General features: G+C 71.5%; 16 protein-coding genes and 1 pseudogene. 5 read left to right on the forward strand and 12 right to left on the reverse strand.

The genetic code is table 11. The annotated features are described in order from the left end of the window. Window positions 1-23 precede the first annotated feature (23 nt). Window positions 24-398, forward strand: coding sequence for a YccF domain-containing protein (locus ACZ7CD_RS14870; RefSeq protein WP_470379072.1), 375 nt, complete (start codon window positions 24-26; stop codon window positions 396-398). Between the two features lie 13 nt (window positions 399-411). Here the strand turns inward: ACZ7CD_RS14870 and ACZ7CD_RS14875 are convergent, their stop codons facing one another. The 4 genes from ACZ7CD_RS14875 to ACZ7CD_RS14890 are packed head-to-tail and all read right to left on the reverse strand — an operon-like array spanning window position 412 to window position 4,101. After that, window positions 412-2,007, reverse strand: coding sequence for an AMP-binding protein (locus ACZ7CD_RS14875; RefSeq protein ID WP_470379073.1), 1,596 nt, complete (start codon window positions 2,005-2,007; stop codon window positions 412-414). 13 nt (window positions 2,008-2,020) lie between these two features. Next, window positions 2,021-2,806 (reverse strand): metallophosphoesterase, encoded by a 786-nt coding sequence (locus ACZ7CD_RS14880; RefSeq protein WP_360386629.1) that lies wholly within the window; start codon window positions 2,804-2,806, stop codon window positions 2,021-2,023. Between the two features lie 53 nt (window positions 2,807-2,859). Beyond that, the gene (locus ACZ7CD_RS14885) at window positions 2,860-3,651 is read right to left on the reverse strand and encodes an HAD-IIA family hydrolase (RefSeq protein ID WP_360385529.1); all 792 of its coding nucleotides are present in this window, start codon (window positions 3,649-3,651) and stop codon (window positions 2,860-2,862) included. A 3-nt stretch (window positions 3,652-3,654) separates the two neighbouring features. Continuing rightward, a complete protein-coding gene (locus ACZ7CD_RS14890; protein WP_470379074.1) occupies window positions 3,655-4,101 on the reverse strand; it encodes a MarR family winged helix-turn-helix transcriptional regulator in 447 nt (148 codons plus the stop codon). 115 nt (window positions 4,102-4,216) lie between these two features. On the opposite strand from ACZ7CD_RS14890, the gene moaA reads away from it, so the two are divergent. Beyond that, window positions 4,217-5,275: a GTP 3',8-cyclase MoaA gene (moaA, locus tag ACZ7CD_RS14895; protein WP_470379075.1), complete on the forward strand. Its 1,059-nt coding sequence runs from the start codon at window positions 4,217-4,219 to the stop codon at window positions 5,273-5,275. Then, the gene (locus ACZ7CD_RS14900; RefSeq protein ID WP_360385525.1) at window positions 5,272-5,535 is read left to right on the forward strand and encodes a MoaD/ThiS family protein; all 264 of its coding nucleotides are present in this window, start codon (window positions 5,272-5,274) and stop codon (window positions 5,533-5,535) included. The genes moaA and ACZ7CD_RS14900 overlap by 4 nt, the downstream gene beginning before the upstream one ends. Here ACZ7CD_RS14900 and ACZ7CD_RS14905 read toward each other — a convergent pair. Continuing rightward, complete coding sequence (locus tag ACZ7CD_RS14905; protein ID WP_470379076.1) at window positions 5,499-7,976, reverse strand: ATP-binding protein; 2,478 nt, start codon at window positions 7,974-7,976, stop codon at window positions 5,499-5,501. The two genes, ACZ7CD_RS14900 and ACZ7CD_RS14905, sit on opposite strands and share 37 nt — an antisense overlap. Beyond that, a complete protein-coding gene (locus tag ACZ7CD_RS14910) occupies window positions 7,973-8,104 on the reverse strand; it encodes a hypothetical protein (RefSeq protein WP_360385521.1) in 132 nt (43 codons plus the stop codon). Before ACZ7CD_RS14910 ends, ACZ7CD_RS14905 begins: the two co-directional genes overlap by 4 nt. Before the next feature lie 570 nt (window positions 8,105-8,674). On the opposite strand from ACZ7CD_RS14910, the gene ACZ7CD_RS14915 reads away from it, so the two are divergent. Next, window positions 8,675-9,325, forward strand: coding sequence for a transglycosylase family protein (locus ACZ7CD_RS14915; protein WP_360385519.1), 651 nt, complete (start codon window positions 8,675-8,677; stop codon window positions 9,323-9,325). Window positions 9,326-9,634: 309 nt separating this feature from the next. Here ACZ7CD_RS14915 and ACZ7CD_RS14920 read toward each other — a convergent pair. The 4 genes and pseudogenes from ACZ7CD_RS14920 to ACZ7CD_RS14935 form a co-directional block, all read right to left on the reverse strand. After that, window positions 9,635-10,530 (reverse strand): annotated as a pseudogene (locus ACZ7CD_RS14920) (molybdenum cofactor biosynthesis protein MoaE). Further along, entirely contained in the window at window positions 10,527-11,000 is a 474-nt protein-coding gene (moaC, locus tag ACZ7CD_RS14925) for a cyclic pyranopterin monophosphate synthase MoaC (protein ID WP_360385513.1), read from the reverse strand. The pseudogene ACZ7CD_RS14920 and the gene moaC overlap by 4 nt, the downstream one beginning before the upstream one ends. Window positions 11,001-11,164: 164 nt before the next feature. Further along, complete coding sequence (locus tag ACZ7CD_RS14930; protein WP_360386624.1) at window positions 11,165-12,547, reverse strand: NAD-dependent malic enzyme; 1,383 nt, start codon at window positions 12,545-12,547, stop codon at window positions 11,165-11,167. A 108-nt stretch (window positions 12,548-12,655) separates the two neighbouring features. Next, on the reverse strand, window positions 12,656-12,841 hold the full coding sequence (locus ACZ7CD_RS14935) for a hypothetical protein (protein WP_360385510.1): 186 nt from the start codon (window positions 12,839-12,841) through the stop codon (window positions 12,656-12,658). Window positions 12,842-12,926: 85 nt separating this feature from the next. On the opposite strand from ACZ7CD_RS14935, the gene ACZ7CD_RS14940 reads away from it, so the two are divergent. Beyond that, complete coding sequence (locus tag ACZ7CD_RS14940; RefSeq protein WP_470379077.1) at window positions 12,927-15,179, forward strand: helicase-associated domain-containing protein; 2,253 nt, start codon at window positions 12,927-12,929, stop codon at window positions 15,177-15,179. Between the two features lie 81 nt (window positions 15,180-15,260). Here ACZ7CD_RS14940 and ACZ7CD_RS14945 read toward each other — a convergent pair whose 3' ends face one another. Both ACZ7CD_RS14945 and ACZ7CD_RS14950 read right to left on the reverse strand, forming a co-directional pair. Next, window positions 15,261-15,866, reverse strand: a complete 606-nt coding sequence (locus tag ACZ7CD_RS14945) for a GTP-binding protein (protein WP_030470877.1) — start codon at window positions 15,864-15,866, stop codon at window positions 15,261-15,263. Further along, window positions 15,847-16,434: a DUF742 domain-containing protein gene (locus ACZ7CD_RS14950; protein WP_470379078.1), complete on the reverse strand. Its 588-nt coding sequence runs from the start codon at window positions 16,432-16,434 to the stop codon at window positions 15,847-15,849. Before ACZ7CD_RS14950 ends, ACZ7CD_RS14945 begins: the two co-directional genes overlap by 20 nt. Window positions 16,435-16,649: the final 215 nt, after the last annotated feature.

A 16,649-nucleotide genomic window follows, 5' to 3' on the forward strand; every position in this document is an offset into this window, starting at 1 on the left:
GCCGATCAGCTTAGATTGGAGTCATGCGCCTCATCCTGAACGTGATCTGGCTGGTGCTCGCCGGTTTCTGGATGGCCGTCGGCTACGCGGTCGCCGGTCTGATCTGCTGCATCCTGATCATCACGATCCCGTGGGGCATCGCGTCGTTCCGCATCGCGAACTACGCCCTGTGGCCGTTCGGCCGCGAGGTCGTCGAGAAGCCGGGAGCGGGCACGGGCTCGCTGCTGGGCAACGTCATCTGGATCCTCGTCGCCGGGCTGTGGCTCGCCATCGGCCACGTCATCACCGGCATCGCGCTGTGCATCACGGTCATCGGCATCCCGCTGGGCGTGGCCAACTTCAAGCTGGTCAAGGTCTCGCTGGTGCCGCTGGGCAAGGAGATCGTCGAGGTCCCGTGACCCGCGGACGGCCTCAGGCGTGCCGGATGCCGTCGTCCAGCCCGAGCAGCTCCACCGACCTCGCGCGCATCTCCACCTTGCGCACCTTGCCGGTGACCGTCATCGGGAACTCGTCCACCACGTGCACGTAGCGCGGGATCTTGTAGTGGGCGAGCTTGCCGGCGCAGAACTCCCGCACCGCCTCGGCGGTCAGCGGCGCGGCGCCCTCGCGCAGGCGCACCCACGCCACGAGCTCCTCGCCGTACTTCGCGTCCGGCACGCCGACCACCTGGGCGTCGAGCACGTCCGGGTGCGCGTGGAGGAACTCCTCGACCTCGCGCGGGTAGACGTTCTCGCCGCCGCGGATGACCATGTCCTTGATGCGGCCGGTGATGGTGACGTACGAGTCGTCGTCCATCACGGCGAGGTCGCCGGTGTGCATCCAACCGGCGGCGTCGACGGCCTCCGCGGTCTTCTCCGGCTCGTTCCAGTAGCCGAGCATCACCGAGTAGCCGCGGGTGCAGAGCTCGCCCGGCGTGCCGCGCGGGACCGTGGCACCGGTGACCGGGTCGACGATCTTGACCTCCAGGTGCGGCCCGACGCGGCCGACGGTGCCGACGCGGCGGTCGAGCGAGTCGTCGGCGCGGGTCTGCGTCGACACCGGCGAGGTCTCGGTCATGCCGTAGCAGATGGACACCTCGCCCATGCCCATGCGTTCGACGACCTGCTTCATCACCTCGACCGGGCACGGTGAGCCGGCCATGATCCCGGTGCGCAACGACGAGAGGTCGTAGCCGTCGACCAGGTCGAGCATCGCGATGAACATCGTCGGCACGCCGTAGAGCGAGGTGCAGCGCTCCTCCTGCACCGCCGCGAGGGTCGCCGCCGGGTCGAACGCGGGTGCCGGGATCACGACGCACGCGCCGTGGCTGGTCGCCGCGAGGTTGCCCATGACCATGCCGAAGCAGTGGTAGAACGGCGGCACCACGCAGATGCGGTCCTGCTCGGTGTAGCCGAGCAGCTCGCCGACGAAGTAGCCGTTGTTGAGGATGTTGTGATGCGACAGGGTCGCGCCCTTGGGGAACCCGGTCGTGCCGGACGTGTACTGGATGTTGATCGGGTCGTCGCGGTCCAGCTCGACCTCGGGCAGCTCCGCCGCTCTCCACCGCGGATCGTCCAGGAACACGACGTGCCGCAGCTGCGGGCAGCGCGGCCGCACCTCGTCGACCATCCCGGCGTAGTCGGAGGTCTTGAACGACCGCGCGGACACCAGCGTGTGGATGCCCGCCTGGTTCAGCACGTACTCCAGCTCGTGCACCCGGTAGGCCGGGTTGACGTTGACCAGGACCGCGCCGATCCGGGCGGTGGCGTACTGCACGAAGACCCACTCCGCGCAGTTCGGTGCCCAGATGCCGACCCGGTCGCCCTTGCGCACGCCCAGCGCCGTGAGACCGGCGGCGACCCGCTCGACCTCGGCCGCCAGCTCCGCGTAGGTCCACCGGCGGCGCGTCGCCCTGTCGACGAGTGCCTCGCGGTCGCCGAAGCGCTCGACGGTCGCGGCGAGGTTCGCGCCGATGGTGTCGCCCAGCAGCGGGGCGGTGGACGTGCCCGAGGAGTAGCTGGCGGTCATCCGCCCACCGTAGTCAGGCCCCGGTGTACGGCAAGGGGACGACGAGGCACGGCCCGCCGCTGTAGAGGCCGGCGTCGATCGCCAGCACCTTGTCGTCGGCGTAGACCAGCGGCCCGTCGATCTGCTCGGGCATGACCCCGAGCTGGTCGGCGATGACGCTGTGCCCGTGCACGATCCTGTTGCCGCCCAACGTGGCCAGCAGCTCGTCGGCGATCTCCGGGCCCTGCGGCCCGCGGAAGGCGTACCTGGTCGTCATCTTGCGCCAGCACTCCCACCACTCGACGAGGTCGTCGCCCTTGAGCACCTGGCGGACGGCCTCGTTGACCTCCTCGATCGAGGACCCCCATTCGAGGTAGGCGACCGTGTCGGAGTGCATCAGCAGGTGGTCGGCGCGCAGCTTGAGCACCGGCCGGGTCGTGAGCCACTCGAGGTGCGCCTCGGTCAGCCGGTCCTGGTCGCTGCGCAGCCCGCCGTTGAGCAGCCAGCTGCGCGCGAACGACCGCGGCCCGAGGCTGTCGGGCACCTGCTCGTCACCGAACCGGTGCATGCCCAGCAGCAGCACCTCGTGGTTGCCGATCAGCGAGTTGACCGAGCCACCCGCCTCGGCCGCCTCCTCGCCCAGGCGCATGACCAGGTCGATCACGCCGACGCCGTCGGGACCGCGGTCCACGAAGTCGCCGAGGAACCACAGCTCGGCCGCACCGCCGGTCCAGTGCCCCTCCTCGTCGCACAGCCCGGCGACGTGCAGTGCCCTGATCAGTTCGGCGAGGTGCCCGTGCACGTCACCCACGACGTGCATCGGACGGCGATCCGTGTCCACCTCCGCGACGATAGGTGATGAACCCTCGCGCGTCAGTGGTCAGTCCAGTCGCCGAACGGGTCCTGGGAGTGACCGACGAGCTCCGCGATCGACTTGAGCACCCGCGTCGGGCGGTACGGGTACATCTCGGCGTGCTCGGCGGTGAAGATCCCGGAGAGCACCAGGATCGTCGACAGGCCCGCCTCCAGGCCGGAGCGGACGTCGGTGTCCATCCGGTCGCCGATCATGAGGGCGTTCTCGCTGTGCGAGCCCAGCGCGCGCAGGGCGGACCGCATCATCAGCGGGTTCGGCTTGCCGACGTAGTACGGCTCACGCCCGGTGGCGCGCTCGATCAACGCCGCCACGGCACCGGTCGCGGGCAGCGAGCCCTCGCGTGACGGGCCGGTCGCGTCGGGGTTGGTCGCGATGAACTTCGCGCCCTCCTCGACCAGGCGGATGGCCTTGGTGATCGCGGTGAAGCTGTAGGTGCGGGTCTCGCCGAGCACGACGTAGTCCGGGTCGCGGTCGGTCAGCACGTACCCGATCTCGTGCAGCGCGGTCGTGAGACCGGCCTCGCCGATGACGAACGCCGAGCCGTTCGGGCGCTGCGAGTCGAGGAACCGCGCGGTGGCCAGCGCCGAGGTCCAGATGGACGACTCGGGGATGTCGAGGCCGGTCCGCTGCAGCCGGGCGCGCAGGTCGCGTGGCGTGTAGATGGAGTTGTTCGTGAGCACGAGGAACGGGGTGCCGGAGGCGCGCAGCTCTCCGACGAACTCGTCAGCGCCGGGGATCAGGTGCTCTTCGTGCACCAGAACGCCGTCCATGTCCATCAAGTAGTGCCACATGGTCTAAGTATCGATCACGCGCTTGCGGAACGTCTCGATCTGGAGCTTGAGATAACGCTCGATGACCGCGAGCTCGGCGTCGTCGAAGTGGCCGAGCACCTCGACGAGGCTGTGGTAGGCGCTGGCGAAGAGCTCGCCGAACTTCTCCACGTCGCCCACCGTGACCTCGACGAGGACCTTGCGCCGGTCGTGCGGGTCGCGGACCCGGCGGACGTACCCGGCGCGTTCGAGGCGGTCGATGACACCGGTGACGGCGCCGGTGGACAGGCCGGAGAGCTCGGCGAGCCGACCGGCGGTCAGCGGCCCCTCGGCCCGCATCGCCAGGTCGATGCACTTCTCGTCGGTCGCCGACAGGCCCATCTGCTCGGCGACCTTCGTGTGGAACATGACGGTGAGCGCGCTCTGCTCCCGCATGTACCAGGTGAACCTCTCCAGCACTTCAGGTTCCATGTGGAACATCTTAGCCGCTAAGACAATTGGTCGTGGATGTGCTCCAACTGGGCGGAACGTGAGAAACCTCCGTTGTGGAGGTACCTACAAGAGGTTGTTCATTAAGCTGAATGAGGTGACAGCAGTGGAGTTGGGACTACCCGTGGTGCGCGGCACCCCCGACGTGTCCGCACGTCCGGACACGCCGCTGCTCGTCGACCGGTTCGGGCGGGTGGCCAAGGACCTGCGGGTCTCGCTCACCGACCGCTGCAACCTGCGCTGCACCTACTGCATGCCGGCCGAGGGCCTCGACTGGCTGCAGAAGGACGAGCTGCTCACCGACGACGAGCTGGTCCGGCTCATCCGGATCGCCGTGGTCGACCTGGGCGTGACCGACATCCGGTTCACCGGCGGCGAGCCGTTGCTGCGCCGCGGGCTGGAGCACGTGATCGCGTCGACCGCCGCTCTGGAGCCCCGGCCGCGGATGTCGATGACCACGAACGGCATCGGGCTCTCCCGCCGCGCGAAGTCGCTGAAGGACGCGGGCCTGAACCGCATCAACGTCTCGCTCGACACCCTCGACCCCGACCGGTTCGCCACGCTGACCAGGCGCGACCGCATCACCGACGTGCTCGACGGCCTCGACGCCGCCCGCGAGGCAGGCCTGGAACCGGTGAAGGTCAACTCCGTGCTGCTGCGCGGCGTGAACGAGGACGAGGCCGTCCCGCTGCTGCGGTTCTGCGTCGAGAACGGTTACCAGCTGCGGTTCATCGAGCAGATGCCGCTCGACCCGCAGCACGGCTGGACCCGCACGAACATGGTCACGGCCGACGAGATCCTGGCGATGCTGTCGCAGGCCTTCACCCTGACCCCGTCCGAGGTCCCGCGCGGCGGCGCCCCCGCCGAGCGCTGGCTGGTCGACGGCGGCCCCGCGACCGTCGGCGTGATCGCGTCCGTGACCAGGCCGTTCTGCGCCGCCTGCGACCGCACCCGGCTCACCTCGGACGGCCAGGTCCGCAACTGCCTGTTCAGCCGGTCGGAAACGGACCTGCGCGCGTTGCTGCGCGACGGCTCCCCCGACTCCGCCGTCGCCGACGCCTGGCGCGCCACCATGTGGGGCAAGGCGGCCGGTCACGGCATCAACGACGCGGGCTTCAGCCAGCCCGACCGGCCCATGAGCGCCATCGGAGGATGACGGTGACCACCGCGGTGAAGGTCCGCTACTTCGCGGGTGCGCGCGCTGCGGCCGGTGTCTCGGACGAGGACCTCGTGCTCGAAGGCTCGCCGAGCGTGGCCGTGGTCGTCAGCGCGATCGGGGAACGCCACGGCGAACGGCTCGGCAAGGTGCTGGCGGCGTCGAGCTTCCTGCTGGACGGGGTGGCCGTGCGGGACACGTCGGTGCCGGTGCGGGCCGGGGCTCAGCTGGACGTGCTGCCGCCGTTCGCGGGCGGCTGACCCGCGTCGTCGCCCGAGCCGCGGGGGTCCACCGGCTGCGCCAGCCGCCGTTCCCACGACCTCCGCCCGGTCACCCGCGCCAGCTCCAGCCCGCGCAGCCGCTGGCGTTCGGCCTCCTCGAAGTCCCCGAGCGCCCGGTGGACCTCCACCAGCTCGGCCACGACCTGCACCTGCCGCACCCGCAGCTGGGCGCGTTCGGCGCGGTCGTCGGCCTCGGTGGCGCAGCGCAGTGCCGACGCCAGGTCGCCGGCGGCGCGGTGGTCGGCGGCCAGGCCCGCGAGCGCCTGCACCTCTCCCCTGGCGAAGCCCGCCTTGCGGGCGATGGCGAGGGCCTGCTCGTGCTCGGCGAGGGCCTCCTCGACGCGGCCCTGCCGTTGCAGCGCCATGCCGAGGGTGATGCGGCCGTCGGCCTCGTTCATGTCGTCGGCACCGGCCACGGCCAGGTCGACGGCGGCGCGCGCGTCGCGTTCCGCCTCGGCGTAGCGGCCCTGTTCGAGGCGCAGGAACGCGTGGGTCTCCCGGCTGCGGCTCGGGAAGTGCGGGCCCAGCTCCGGGGTCGTGAGGGTGGCGACCTCGGCGAGGTACCGCTCGGAGGTCTCCAGGTCGCCGGGGAAGAGGTAGACGGAGGCGAGGCCCTGCAGGCAGTAGGCGACACCCGCGGTGAGGCCGGAGGCGCGGGAGAGCTCCAGCGCCTCCTCGCCGTAGGCGACGGCCAGGTCCAGCGGGCCGAGGTCCACGAGGATGCTGCTGAGGTTGTAGAGGGCGTTCGGGCTGCGGTCGAGGGTCAGCGACTCCTCCATCGCCGCCACCGCCTCCGCGAGGTGGCCGAGCTCCCAGTGGATGATGCCGAGGTTGGTCAGCAGCGAGCTCAGCGCCGCGTGGTCGCCGTGGGAACGGGCCAGCGCGACGGCGCGGGTGTACTCCGGCAGTGCCTCGGCGAACTCGCCGGACCGCCAGTGCGCGAGACCGAGCGAACCGTGCATGGTCGCCTCCGCGCGCTGGTCACCGAGGGTGCGGGCGGCGCGCAGGCCGGCGCGGGCGCTGGTGCGCCAGTCGACGACGTCCGCGGAGTGGTGCAGGAAGTGGGCGCGCATCGCGTCCGTGAGCTGCCAGGCGACGGGCCGGTTGGCGGCGGCGAGGACGGCGGCGACGACGTTCTGGCGTTCGGTGTCGAGCCAGGCCAGCGCGCCGGCCATGGTGCCCAGGTCGTGGGCGGGCAGGTCGGCGGGCAGCTCGGGCAGCGGCAGGCGGTGCAGCTCCGGGTTCAGCGTGCGGCCCGCGCGGTCGGCGTTGAGCAGGTAGTACGCGAACAGCCGGGTCGGCGAGGCATCGCCCAGACGCAGTGCGTAGGCGCGCAGCAGGTCGTGGAGGCTGTGGCGGTCTTGCGCGCGTTGCACCAGGTTCGCCGCCACGAGCTGGTCCAGCGGTTCGGCGGCGGGCGAGCCGAGCAACGCGGTCGCGGCCTCGACGCCGAAGTCGGGGCCGGGGACCTGGCCGAGCAGCCGGAACAGCCGCTGGGCGCGGTCGGGCAGCGCCAGGTAGGACAGCTCGAACGTGGCGCGCACCGCGGCGTCGCCCTCGATCTCCAGCGCGTCCAGCCGTCCCTCGCCGCGCAGGTCGACCAGGTAGTCGGCGAGGTGGCGGTCGGTCAGGTGCGCGGCGGCGATGCGCAGCGCGAGCGGCAGGTGGGCGCACCAGCCGACGAGCTCGGCGCGGTCGGGTGAAGCGCCGTCGACGCGCATGTTGGTGAGCAGCGCGTCGGCCTCGGCGTCGTCGAACACGTCGAGCCGGATCTGCTCGTGCTCCGGCAGGTCGGTGCGGCTCGTGACGATCACCCGGCTACCCGCGCCGGCGGGCAGCAGCGGGGTGACCAGGTCGGCGGTGGCGTTGTCGACCACCACCAGCAGCCGCAGCCCCGCGGTCAGCTCCCGGTAGAGCGCGAGCTGCGCGTCCGGCGCGAGGGGGACCTGTTCGGCGCCGAGCGCGCGCAGGAACCGGGCGAGCGCCTGCTCGACCGTCACCGGCTCGCTCGCGGAGAACGCGCGGAGGTTCACGTGCAGCTGCCCGTCGGGGAAGCCGGCCCGCAGCCGGTGCGCGACGTGGACGGCGAGCGAGGTCTTGCCGACACCGGGCGGGCCGGTGATCGCGAGGACGGGGGCCGTGGCGGCCAGCGCGGCGGCGATCTGCGGTGCGCGGCCGACGAAGTCGGGCAGGTCGGCGGGCAGCTGGCGCGGACCGGGCCTGCGCACGACCAAGCGGTAGCCGTGCGGTTCGGTGACCACGGCCTCGGTGGCGCGCAGGCGCCGGACGAGGTTGCGCAGCGCCGCCTTCGGGTTCGCCGGCCGGTCATCGGGCCAGACGGTGACGACCAGCTCGTCGAACGGGACGGGCTGGCCGGGACGGGCGGCGAGTGCGGAGCGGAGCAGGTCGAGCCTGGTCATGCGCGGTCGAGGTCCTCCTCCCGGGAACGGCACCCGGTCTCGGCCACGAGCGCGGGGCCCGCGCGCTCCGCCTCGTCCTCGGCGCTGTGCGCCTCCTGCGCGAGCTCGACGGACTTGATCTCGGTCACCAGTGCATCGTCGAGGCGTCGGCGCACGAGCGCGAGTCGGGCGTGCGAGTCGAGACCGGAACACGGCGGCCCGACCGGCGAGCGCCTCGGGCGGCGGACGAGCTGTAAGCCGAACGGGTGCATCGAGGAGTGCGCGCAGTCTGCTCGCCTCCGCCGCGCACTTGATCGCAGGGGCGTCCTCCCACCGTGAGGAGGACGTCTCCGATGGCCTAGTGGTCGTGAGCCACGACTCACTTTCCGTGAAAGATCTCGGTCGATCTCGGATTGGAAACAGACCGATAACGGCGCTCCTGAGCTGCGATTTTGTAGATTTCCGACAATAAACCGAACCGTTACTGTGACGCGCATCACGGTCGGTTCCGTTTGGCGGTGCCGCCATGGGCTACGTACGGTCACATCTCGGCTGGCCCCGAACCGGCCGAGAGCACCACCGGAGAACCGAGCACCGAACCCAGTCCACACGGTTCCCCGGACATACCCCGAGCGAGAGACACCGCTGGACTGGGACGCAGGAGCACACCGGGCCCCGAACCCGAGCTGCTGACGCAGGTGTGGTGGACCGAGAGGCACATGGCTTTCAACCGTGGCACGCAGGGCAAGCAGGGTTCCGCAGCTCGCACCATCGCCAAGGTCGCGGTCGCCGGCATCATCGCCGGTGCCCCTCTGGGCCTGGCCGTTGGCACCGCCAACGCCGCCCCCTCGATGGACTGGGACGCCGTCGCCAAGTGCGAAAGCGGCAACAACTGGTCCATCAACACCGGAAACGGCTACTACGGTGGCCTCCAGTTCTCGATGCAGACGTGGCAAGGCCACGGAGGCCAGGGCAACCCCGCCCAGGCGTCGCGCGAGGAGCAGATCCGCATCGCGGAGCGCGTCCTGCAGACCCAGGGCTACAAGGCCTGGCCGACCTGCGGCGTGAAGGGCCTCGGCGGCCAGACCGCCCCGGCTCCGGCCCGTCAGGCCGCCCCCGCCCCGCAGCAGCAGCAGCAGCGCCAGGTGCAGCCCCAGCAGCGCCAGGCCGCCACGCCGGTCGCCCCGGTCGTCGTCGCGGGTTCGAAGTCGAACCCGAACGGCACCTACGAGATCAAGGCGGGCGACACGCTGTCGAAGATCGCTGACGAGCAGAAGGTCAGCGGCGGGTGGCAGGCGATCGTGGAGAAGAACAAGGGGTTCCTGACGAACCCCGACCTGATCTTCCCCGGTCACAAGCTGGCGCTCTGAGCGTCGAACGTCGTTGGCCCGTGACGGGCTGATGCAAGAACAGGGACCTCACCGCGCCCCCCCGGCGGTGAGGTCCCTGTTCGCGTCGGCGGGCACGGGCGTGAGATGGGCGGGCACGGACCCACGCGTTGTCCGGCGAGAGACGCCTCGCTCGGCTCCGGCGGCCTCGCCCACCACACTTCCGAGCGGCAGCCGCGCCCATCCCGCCGACCGCGCCCGAGCGGCAGCCTCGCTCGGCCCCGGCAGCCTCATTGCGAGCGCCGACCGCCCTCCGAGCGGCTCACGTGCGTTGCGGAAATCTGCACCCGATCAGGGGCAGTTGACCCACTCATCGGTGTTGTCCGAGAACACCTGCCGCTTCCACACCGGCAACCGCGCCTTGACCTCGTCCACGAGGTCCGCGCACAGCGAGAAGGCCTCCTTGCGGTGCTCCGCCGCCACGGCGCACGCGAGGGCCACGTCGCCGATCTTCAGCGGCCCGACCCGGTGGGAGACGGCGATGCCGTGGACGCCCTCGTAGCGGTCCGCCAGTGACGCGACGACCTCGGCGACCACGTCCGCGGCGGACGGGTGGGAGTGGTACTCCAGCTCCAGGACGGAGCGGCCGCCGTCGTGGTCGCGGACCACGCCGGAGAAGGTGACGACCGCACCGGCGCGGTCGGAGGTCACCAGGGCGGCGTGTTCCTCCACCGACAGCGGTTCCTCGGTCACGGTGGCGCGCAGCACGACGCTCATCTGTGGTCTCCTCCGCGGAGTTGGTCCAGTGCGTGGTCGACGACCTCGGCGAGGACCTCCAGGCCGTCGCGGACGCCGCCGGTGGAGCCGGGCAGGTTGACGACCAGGGTGTGGCCGGCGACCCCGGCCACCCCGCGGGACAGGACCGAGCCGGGGACCTCCGGCCAGCCCGCCATGCGGATGGCGTCGGCCAGGCCCGGGATCTCGTGGTCGAGGACCGCGCGGGTGGCCTCCGGGGTGCGGTCGGTGGGGTTGATGCCGGTGCCGCCGGTCGTGATGACGAGGTCGGCGCCGTCGGCCACGGCCGCGGCCAGGGCGTCGCGGACCGGGTCGCCGTCCGGGACGACCACCGGGTCACCGGCGGTGAAACCGCGGTCGGTGAGCCAGGCGGTGATCAGGGGGCCGCTGCGGTCGGCGTAGACGCCGGCGGCCGCCCGGTTCGAGGCGGTGATGACCACTGCTTTCCTCACGGGCGCTCCCACAGGCCGGTCTTGCCGCCTTCCTTGCGTTCCACCCGGACCGCGTTCATGGTCGCGGCCGGGTCCACGGACTTCACCATGTCGTGCAGGGTCAGGCCGGCCACCGAGACCGCGGTCAGCGCTTCCATCTCCACGCCGGTGCGGTCGGTGGTGCGGACCGTGGCGGTGATGAGGACCGAGTTGTCGGCCAGCGCCAGGTCCACCGCCACGGACGACAGGGCGATCGGGTGGCACAGCGGAACGAGCTCCGAGGTGCGCTTCGCGGCCATGATGCCGGCGATGCGGGCGGTGGCCAGCGCGTCGCCCTTGGGGAGGCCGTCCGCGCCCAGCAGTGCCACCACCTCGGCGGTCGTCTGCAGCACGCCCGTGGCCACGGCCGTGCGGGTGGTCTGCTCCTTGCCGGAGACGTCGACCATGCGGGCCGCGCCGTGGGAGTCCAGGTGGGTGAACTGCTTGGTCATACCGCGATCGTAAGCCCGCACGAAGTGCGCGCCCCCTGCCCAAGGCCCCTCCGCCCGCCCCGCCCCGCCCCGCCCGCCGCGCCCGGCACGCCGGGCACGCGGGGGCCCCGCGTGCCCCAGAGGGGAACGTAGGACTCCCGCGTGACCGGAAAGAGGGGGCGGGGTCAGGCGTTGGCGGCCTTGCGGACGGCTTCGGCCACCGCGGGGGCCACGGTGTTGTCGAAGACCGACGGGACGATGAACGACGCGTTCAGGCGGTCGCCGTCGACCACGTCGGCGATGGCCTGGGCGGCGGCCAGCAGCATCGCGTCGGTGATGGTCTTCGCGTGGGCGTCGAGCAGGCCGCGGAAGACGCCGGGGAACGCCAGGACGTTGTTGATCTGGTTCGGGAAGTCCGAGCGGCCGGTCGCGACGACGGCGGCGTGCTGCTGGGCCTCCATCGGGTCGATCTCCGGGTCCGGGTTGGCCAGCGCGAACACGATGGCGTCCTTGGCCATCGTCGCGACCTGGTCGGCGCCGAAGAGGTTCGGGGCCGACACGCCGATGAACACGTCCGAGCCGACCAGCGCGTCGTGCAGGCGGCCGGACTGGTTGCCCTTGTTCGTCGAGGCGGCGATGGACTTCAGGTTCGCGTCCAGGCCGGGGCGGTCGCGGTGCACGATGCCGTCGACGTCCACGGCGATGATGTCGCCGGGCTCCTGCGCGAGCAGCAGGCGGATGATCGCCGACCCGGCCGCACCGACGCCGCAGACGGTGATGCGGCAGTCCTTGATGTCCTTGTTCACCACGCGCAGGGCGTTGCGCAGCGCGGCGACGACCACGATCGCGGTGCCGTGCTGGTCGTCGTGGAAGACCGGGATGTCGAGCTTCTCGCGCAGCCGGGCCTCGATCTCGAAGCAGCGCGGTGCGGAGATGTCTTCGAGGTTGATGCCGCCGTACACGGGTGCGATGAGCTCGACCGCGCGGATGATCTCCTCGGTGTCCTGGGTGTCCAGGCAGACCGGCCACGCGTCGACGCCGGCGAACTTCTTGAACAGCGCGGCCTTGCCCTCCATCACGGGCAGGGCGGCGGCGGGGCCGAGGTTGCCCAGGCCCAGCACGGCGGAGCCGTCGGTGACCACGGCGACGGTGTTGCGCTTGATGGTCAGGCGGCGCGCGTCGTCCGGGTTCTTCGCAATCGCCTCGCACACGCGGGCCACGCCGGGGGTGTACGCGCGGGACAGGTCGTCGCGGTTGCGCAGCGGGACCTTGGACGAGATCTCGATCTTGCCGCCGAGGTGCACGAGGAACGTGCGGTCCGACACCTTGCGGACGACGATGCCGGGCAACGTCTCCAGCGTGTCGGTGATGTCCTTGGCGTGGTTGGCCGACAGGGCGTTGCAGGTGAGGTCGATGACGACGCGGTCGTTGTGCGACTCCACGACGTCGAACGCCGTGATGACGCCGCCCGCGCGGCCGACGGCCGAGGTGAGGTCACCCGCGGCGCTCGCTGACGGCGGCGCCTCCAGTCGAACGGTGATCGAGTAACCAGGGCCGGGGACCGGCATCGTCATTCCTCCCACGAAGTGCTGCTCAAGCGGGAAACGAGCCTATCCCCGGCCCCTTTGCGGTACTCACCCGACTCGGCGAGTTTTAAGACCGGTCTGACAATCCACTCAGGACTTGTTGATCTCGGTCACCGGGTGCGTGTACGGGAGGTCCTCGACCGGCAGCGGGAACGTGACCGTGCCGAACGGCGACAGCGCGCCCTGCAGGTCGCTGGTCAGCTCGGTGACGGGGTGACCGCCTTCCGGGCCCTCCGGCCAGTGCGGGTCGACCCGTTCAGGGCGTCCTTTCGCCACGTTCTCCTCCTCGGTGGTGCCAGATGACGCCACAAGTGTGACAGAGGACGAGGAGATCTCCAGCGGCCCATATACCGTGGTGAGAATGTCCGGCATCACTCTGGCCGACTGGCTGCGCGGCCAGGACGACAACGCGCTCGTCGCACTGCTGCGCGCCCGTCCCGACCTGGCAACGCCCCCACCAGCCGACATGTCCGTGCTCGCGACGAGGGTCGGCACCAGGGCGTCGATCGCGCGCGCCTGCGAGGACCTCGACACGTTCACGCTCGTGGTGCTGGAGGGCCTGGTCGTCGTGGGCGCGGACACGGCGCCCGTGGCGTTGCCCACACTCGCGGGGGTGCTCGGGCCGGACGTGAAGCCGAAGCCGCTCAAGCAGGCGCTGGCCCGGCTGCGGTCGCTCGCGCTGGTCTGGGGCGACGACGAGGCGCTGTCGCTGCCCCCGGTCACGCGGGAGGCGTTCGGCACGTACCCGGCGGGGCTCGGCCGGGCCACCGGGCAGACCTACGACCTGGACGGCATCACCGAGGGCGAGCAGCGGGTGCTGCAGAAGCTCGCCGCCGGTCCGCCCATCGGCGACACGAAGGACGCGTCACGGGTCGTGCCGCTGGAGAAGGCGGAGACACCGGTCCAGCGGCTGCTCGCCCGCGGCCTGCTGCTGCGCCGCGATCCCGGCACCGTGGAGCTGCCCCGCGAGATCGCGCTGCGGCTGCGCGGCGACCGTCCACTCGGGCCGGTCCAGGTGACCGAGCCGAAGCCGCGCACCGGCACCGTCGCCCCGGCGAACGTCGACGCCACCGGCGGCGGTGAGGCGCTGGAGCTCGTGCGGCACGTCGAGAACCTGCTCGCGAGCTGGTCGGTCGAACCGCCCGCGGTGCTGCGCACGGGTGGGCTGGGCGTGCGGGACCTGCGCAGGGCCGCCAAGGACCTGGGTGTCGACGAACAGCGCGCCGCCCTGCTGATCGAGCTGGTGGTCGGCGCCGACCTGGCCGCGAACACCGAGTCCACCGAACCGGAGTGGGTGCCGACGACCAAGGCCGACGTGTGGCTCGCGGCGACCACCGAGGTCCGCTGGGCCACGCTCGCGCACGCCTGGCTGGAGCTGCCGCGGCTGCCCGCGCTCGTCGGCCGCCGCGACGAGAAGGACAAGCTCTTCACCCCGCTCGCCGACGAGATCCGCCGCGCCCAGGCGCCCCGCGACCGCCGCTGGGTGCTCGACAGCCTCGCCGCGCTGCCGAAGGGCACCGCGATCGGCGGTGCCGCGGAGCTCGCCGCGCTGCTCGCCTGGCGGGCACCGCGCCGGGGCGGACGGCAACGCGACGAGCTGGTGCGCTGGACCGTCGAGGAGGGCACGGCCGTGGGCGTGCTCGCGCTCGGTGCGGTCACCAGTGCGGGTCGCGTGCTGCTCGACGAGGGCGCCGGGCCCGCAGCGAAGGCGCTCGCCGAGTCGTTGCCGGACCCGCTCGACCACGTGCTGGTGCAGGCCGACCTCACCGTGGTCGCGCCCGGCCGGCTCGAACCGGAGCTGGCCGACGAGCTGGCCCTGGTCGCGGACGTCGAGTCGGCGGGCAGCGCCACTGTCTACCGGATCAGCGAGACCACGGTCCGCCGCGCGCTCGACGCGGGCCGCACCGCCGACGACCTGCACGAGCTGTTCAAGCTCCGCTCGCGCACCCCGGTGCCGCAGTCGCTGACCTACCTGGTCGACGACGCCGCGCGCCGGCACGGGCGGCTGCGCGGCGGTGCCGCGGGGTCGTTCCTGCGCTGCGACGACCCGGTGCTGGTCAGCGAGGTCCTGGCGCACCCGGAGGCGGGGAGGCTTGAGCTGCGCCGGATCGCACCGACCGTGCTCGTGAGCCCGCTGCCGCTGGCGGACGTGCTGGACGGGCTGCGCTCGGCCGGGTTCGCCCCGGCGGCGGAGGGCCCCGACGGGCAGGTGCTGGACCTGCGGCCGGGTGGACGGCGCACCACGCCGAGGCAGCGTTCGGCGCGCAAACCGGCGACACCGGCCGTGCCCGCCGACGAACGGCTGGGCGAGCTCGTGAAGCTGGTCCGCGCCGGTGACCGCGCGGCGGCGACGCCACGGGGTCAGCGCGTCGCCGTTCCCGGGAACCTGGGTGCCGGGCCGTCGGCGACGCTGTCGTTGCTGCAGGAGGCGGCACGGGCGCGGCGCAGCGTGCTGGTCGGGTTCGTCGACTCGCACGGCACGGCGGCGCAGCGCGTGATCGAACCGCACGTCGTCGGCGGCGGCGTGCTGGAGGGCTACGACCACAGCTACGGCGAGGTGCTCCGGTTCCCCCTGCACCGCGTCACGTCCGCCGCCCTGGTGGACGAGGACTGACTGACCCCGGACACGACGACGAGGCGAGCGCCGCACCCGGAGGTGGGGCCCGCCTCGTTCGAGTCGTTCAGGCTGCGGGGATCAGCCGGCGCGGACGGACATCCACTGGCGCATCGCGTGCTCCACCAGCGTGATGAGCGTCTGCTTGGTCGACTGCCGGTTCCGCGCGTCGCACGTCACGATCGGCACCGACTCGTCGATCGTCAACGCCTCGCGCACGTCCTCCAGCCTGTGGTGCAGGAGGCCGTCGAAGCAGTTGACGCCCACGACGTACGGCAGCTGCCGGTCGTCGAAGAAGTCGATCGAGGCGAACGCGTCCGCGAGCCTGCGGGTGTCGACCAGCACGATGGCGCCGATGGCACCCCGCACCAGGTCGTCCCACATGAACCAGAACCGGTGCTGACCCGGTGTACCGAAGAGGTACAGGATCAGGTCGCTGTCGAGCGACACGCGGCCGAAGTCCATCGCGACCGTCGTGGTGACCTTGTTCGGCGTGGCGGAGAGGTCGTCCACCCCCGCGCTGGCCTCGGTCATCACCGCCTCGGTGGTCAACGGGACGATCTCGGACACCGAGCCGACGAACGTCGTCTTGCCAACACCGAAGCCACCCGCCACGACGATCTTGGCGGACGTAGTCGGCTTCCGTGCGCCCTCGGCGCCCTGGGGACTAGAGCCTGCGAAGCCCACTGAGCACCCTCTCCAGGAATTCCATGGAAGGCCGGTCCCCCACGACCAGACCGCCCTGGTGAATCAAAACCAATCCCATGCTTGCCATGTCGCCGATCAACACCCGCACGACGCCAAGAGGCAAGCGTAGGAGTGCCGCGACCTCGGCCACCGACCGCGTGTCCACACACAGCCCGCAGATCGACCTGTGCTCGGGAAGTACTGCGGCATCCCGTTCGAGGCCACGCTCGCTGGTCGAGATCAGCGCCTCGATCGCGAGGTCGTAGTCGGGTCGTGTGCGTCCACCGGTGCGCGTGTAAGGCCGCACCAGTGAACCCGAGTCCGCAGACGCATTCTCCTCCGGCCGCACAGCGGGCTGTGCACCGGTGCTGTACGCCGGTTGTGCGCCGGTGCTGTACACCGGCTGCGGCCCGGTGGTGTACGGCAGCTGTTCGGGCACCGCTTCCGGCATCTCGTGCTGGCCGAACAGGTCCGCGCCGGGGCCACCGAACAACCCGGTGCCGTACCCGCCGTCTATGTCGAACCGGTTCGGCACGTCGTCGTACGGGTACGACGACGAGTCATCCACCTCACGCTGAGACATATCGCCTAGCCCTTGCCCTGTAACCCGCTCATCGTGGGGTGCGTCCTCGGCTTCCTCTGAGTCTGGGGGAGGCGCGTCGGGCTCCTCGAACTGAAAGCCACCAGCCGCCCACTCCTGGTAGTTGAAGTTCCTACCCAAGCGGCGACCACCGGCGCCAGGTCTCCGAGCCATCTCATCTCACCCCTGTACTACCAGTGAGG

The organism is Lentzea sp. NPDC036949 (assembly GCF_055608075.1).

What these genes read in the sequence shown, in the direction of transcription:
- ACZ7CD_RS14870 (WP_470379072.1), top strand. Translation starts at nt 24, where the DNA reads ATGCGCCTCATCCTGAACGTGATCTGGCTGGTGCTCGCCGGTTTCTGG.
- ACZ7CD_RS14875 (WP_470379073.1), bottom strand. Translation starts at nt 2,007, where the DNA reads ATGACCGCCAGCTACTCCTCGGGCACGTCCACCGCCCCGCTGCTGGGC.
- ACZ7CD_RS14880 (WP_360386629.1), bottom strand. Translation starts at nt 2,806, where the DNA reads ATGCACGTCGTGGGTGACGTGCACGGGCACCTCGCCGAACTGATCAGG.
- ACZ7CD_RS14885 (WP_360385529.1), bottom strand. Translation starts at nt 3,651, where the DNA reads ATGTGGCACTACTTGATGGACATGGACGGCGTTCTGGTGCACGAAGAG.
- ACZ7CD_RS14890 (WP_470379074.1), bottom strand. Translation starts at nt 4,101, where the DNA reads ATGGAACCTGAAGTGCTGGAGAGGTTCACCTGGTACATGCGGGAGCAG.
- ACZ7CD_RS14900 (WP_360385525.1), top strand. Translation starts at nt 5,272, where the DNA reads ATGACGGTGACCACCGCGGTGAAGGTCCGCTACTTCGCGGGTGCGCGC.
- ACZ7CD_RS14905 (WP_470379076.1), bottom strand. Translation starts at nt 7,976, where the DNA reads ATGACCAGGCTCGACCTGCTCCGCTCCGCACTCGCCGCCCGTCCCGGC.
- ACZ7CD_RS14915 (WP_360385519.1), top strand. Translation starts at nt 8,675, where the DNA reads ATGGCTTTCAACCGTGGCACGCAGGGCAAGCAGGGTTCCGCAGCTCGC.
- moaC (WP_360385513.1), bottom strand. Translation starts at nt 11,000, where the DNA reads ATGACCAAGCAGTTCACCCACCTGGACTCCCACGGCGCGGCCCGCATG.
- ACZ7CD_RS14930 (WP_360386624.1), bottom strand. Translation starts at nt 12,547, where the DNA reads ATGCCGGTCCCCGGCCCTGGTTACTCGATCACCGTTCGACTGGAGGCG.
- ACZ7CD_RS14940 (WP_470379077.1), top strand. Translation starts at nt 12,927, where the DNA reads ATGTCCGGCATCACTCTGGCCGACTGGCTGCGCGGCCAGGACGACAAC.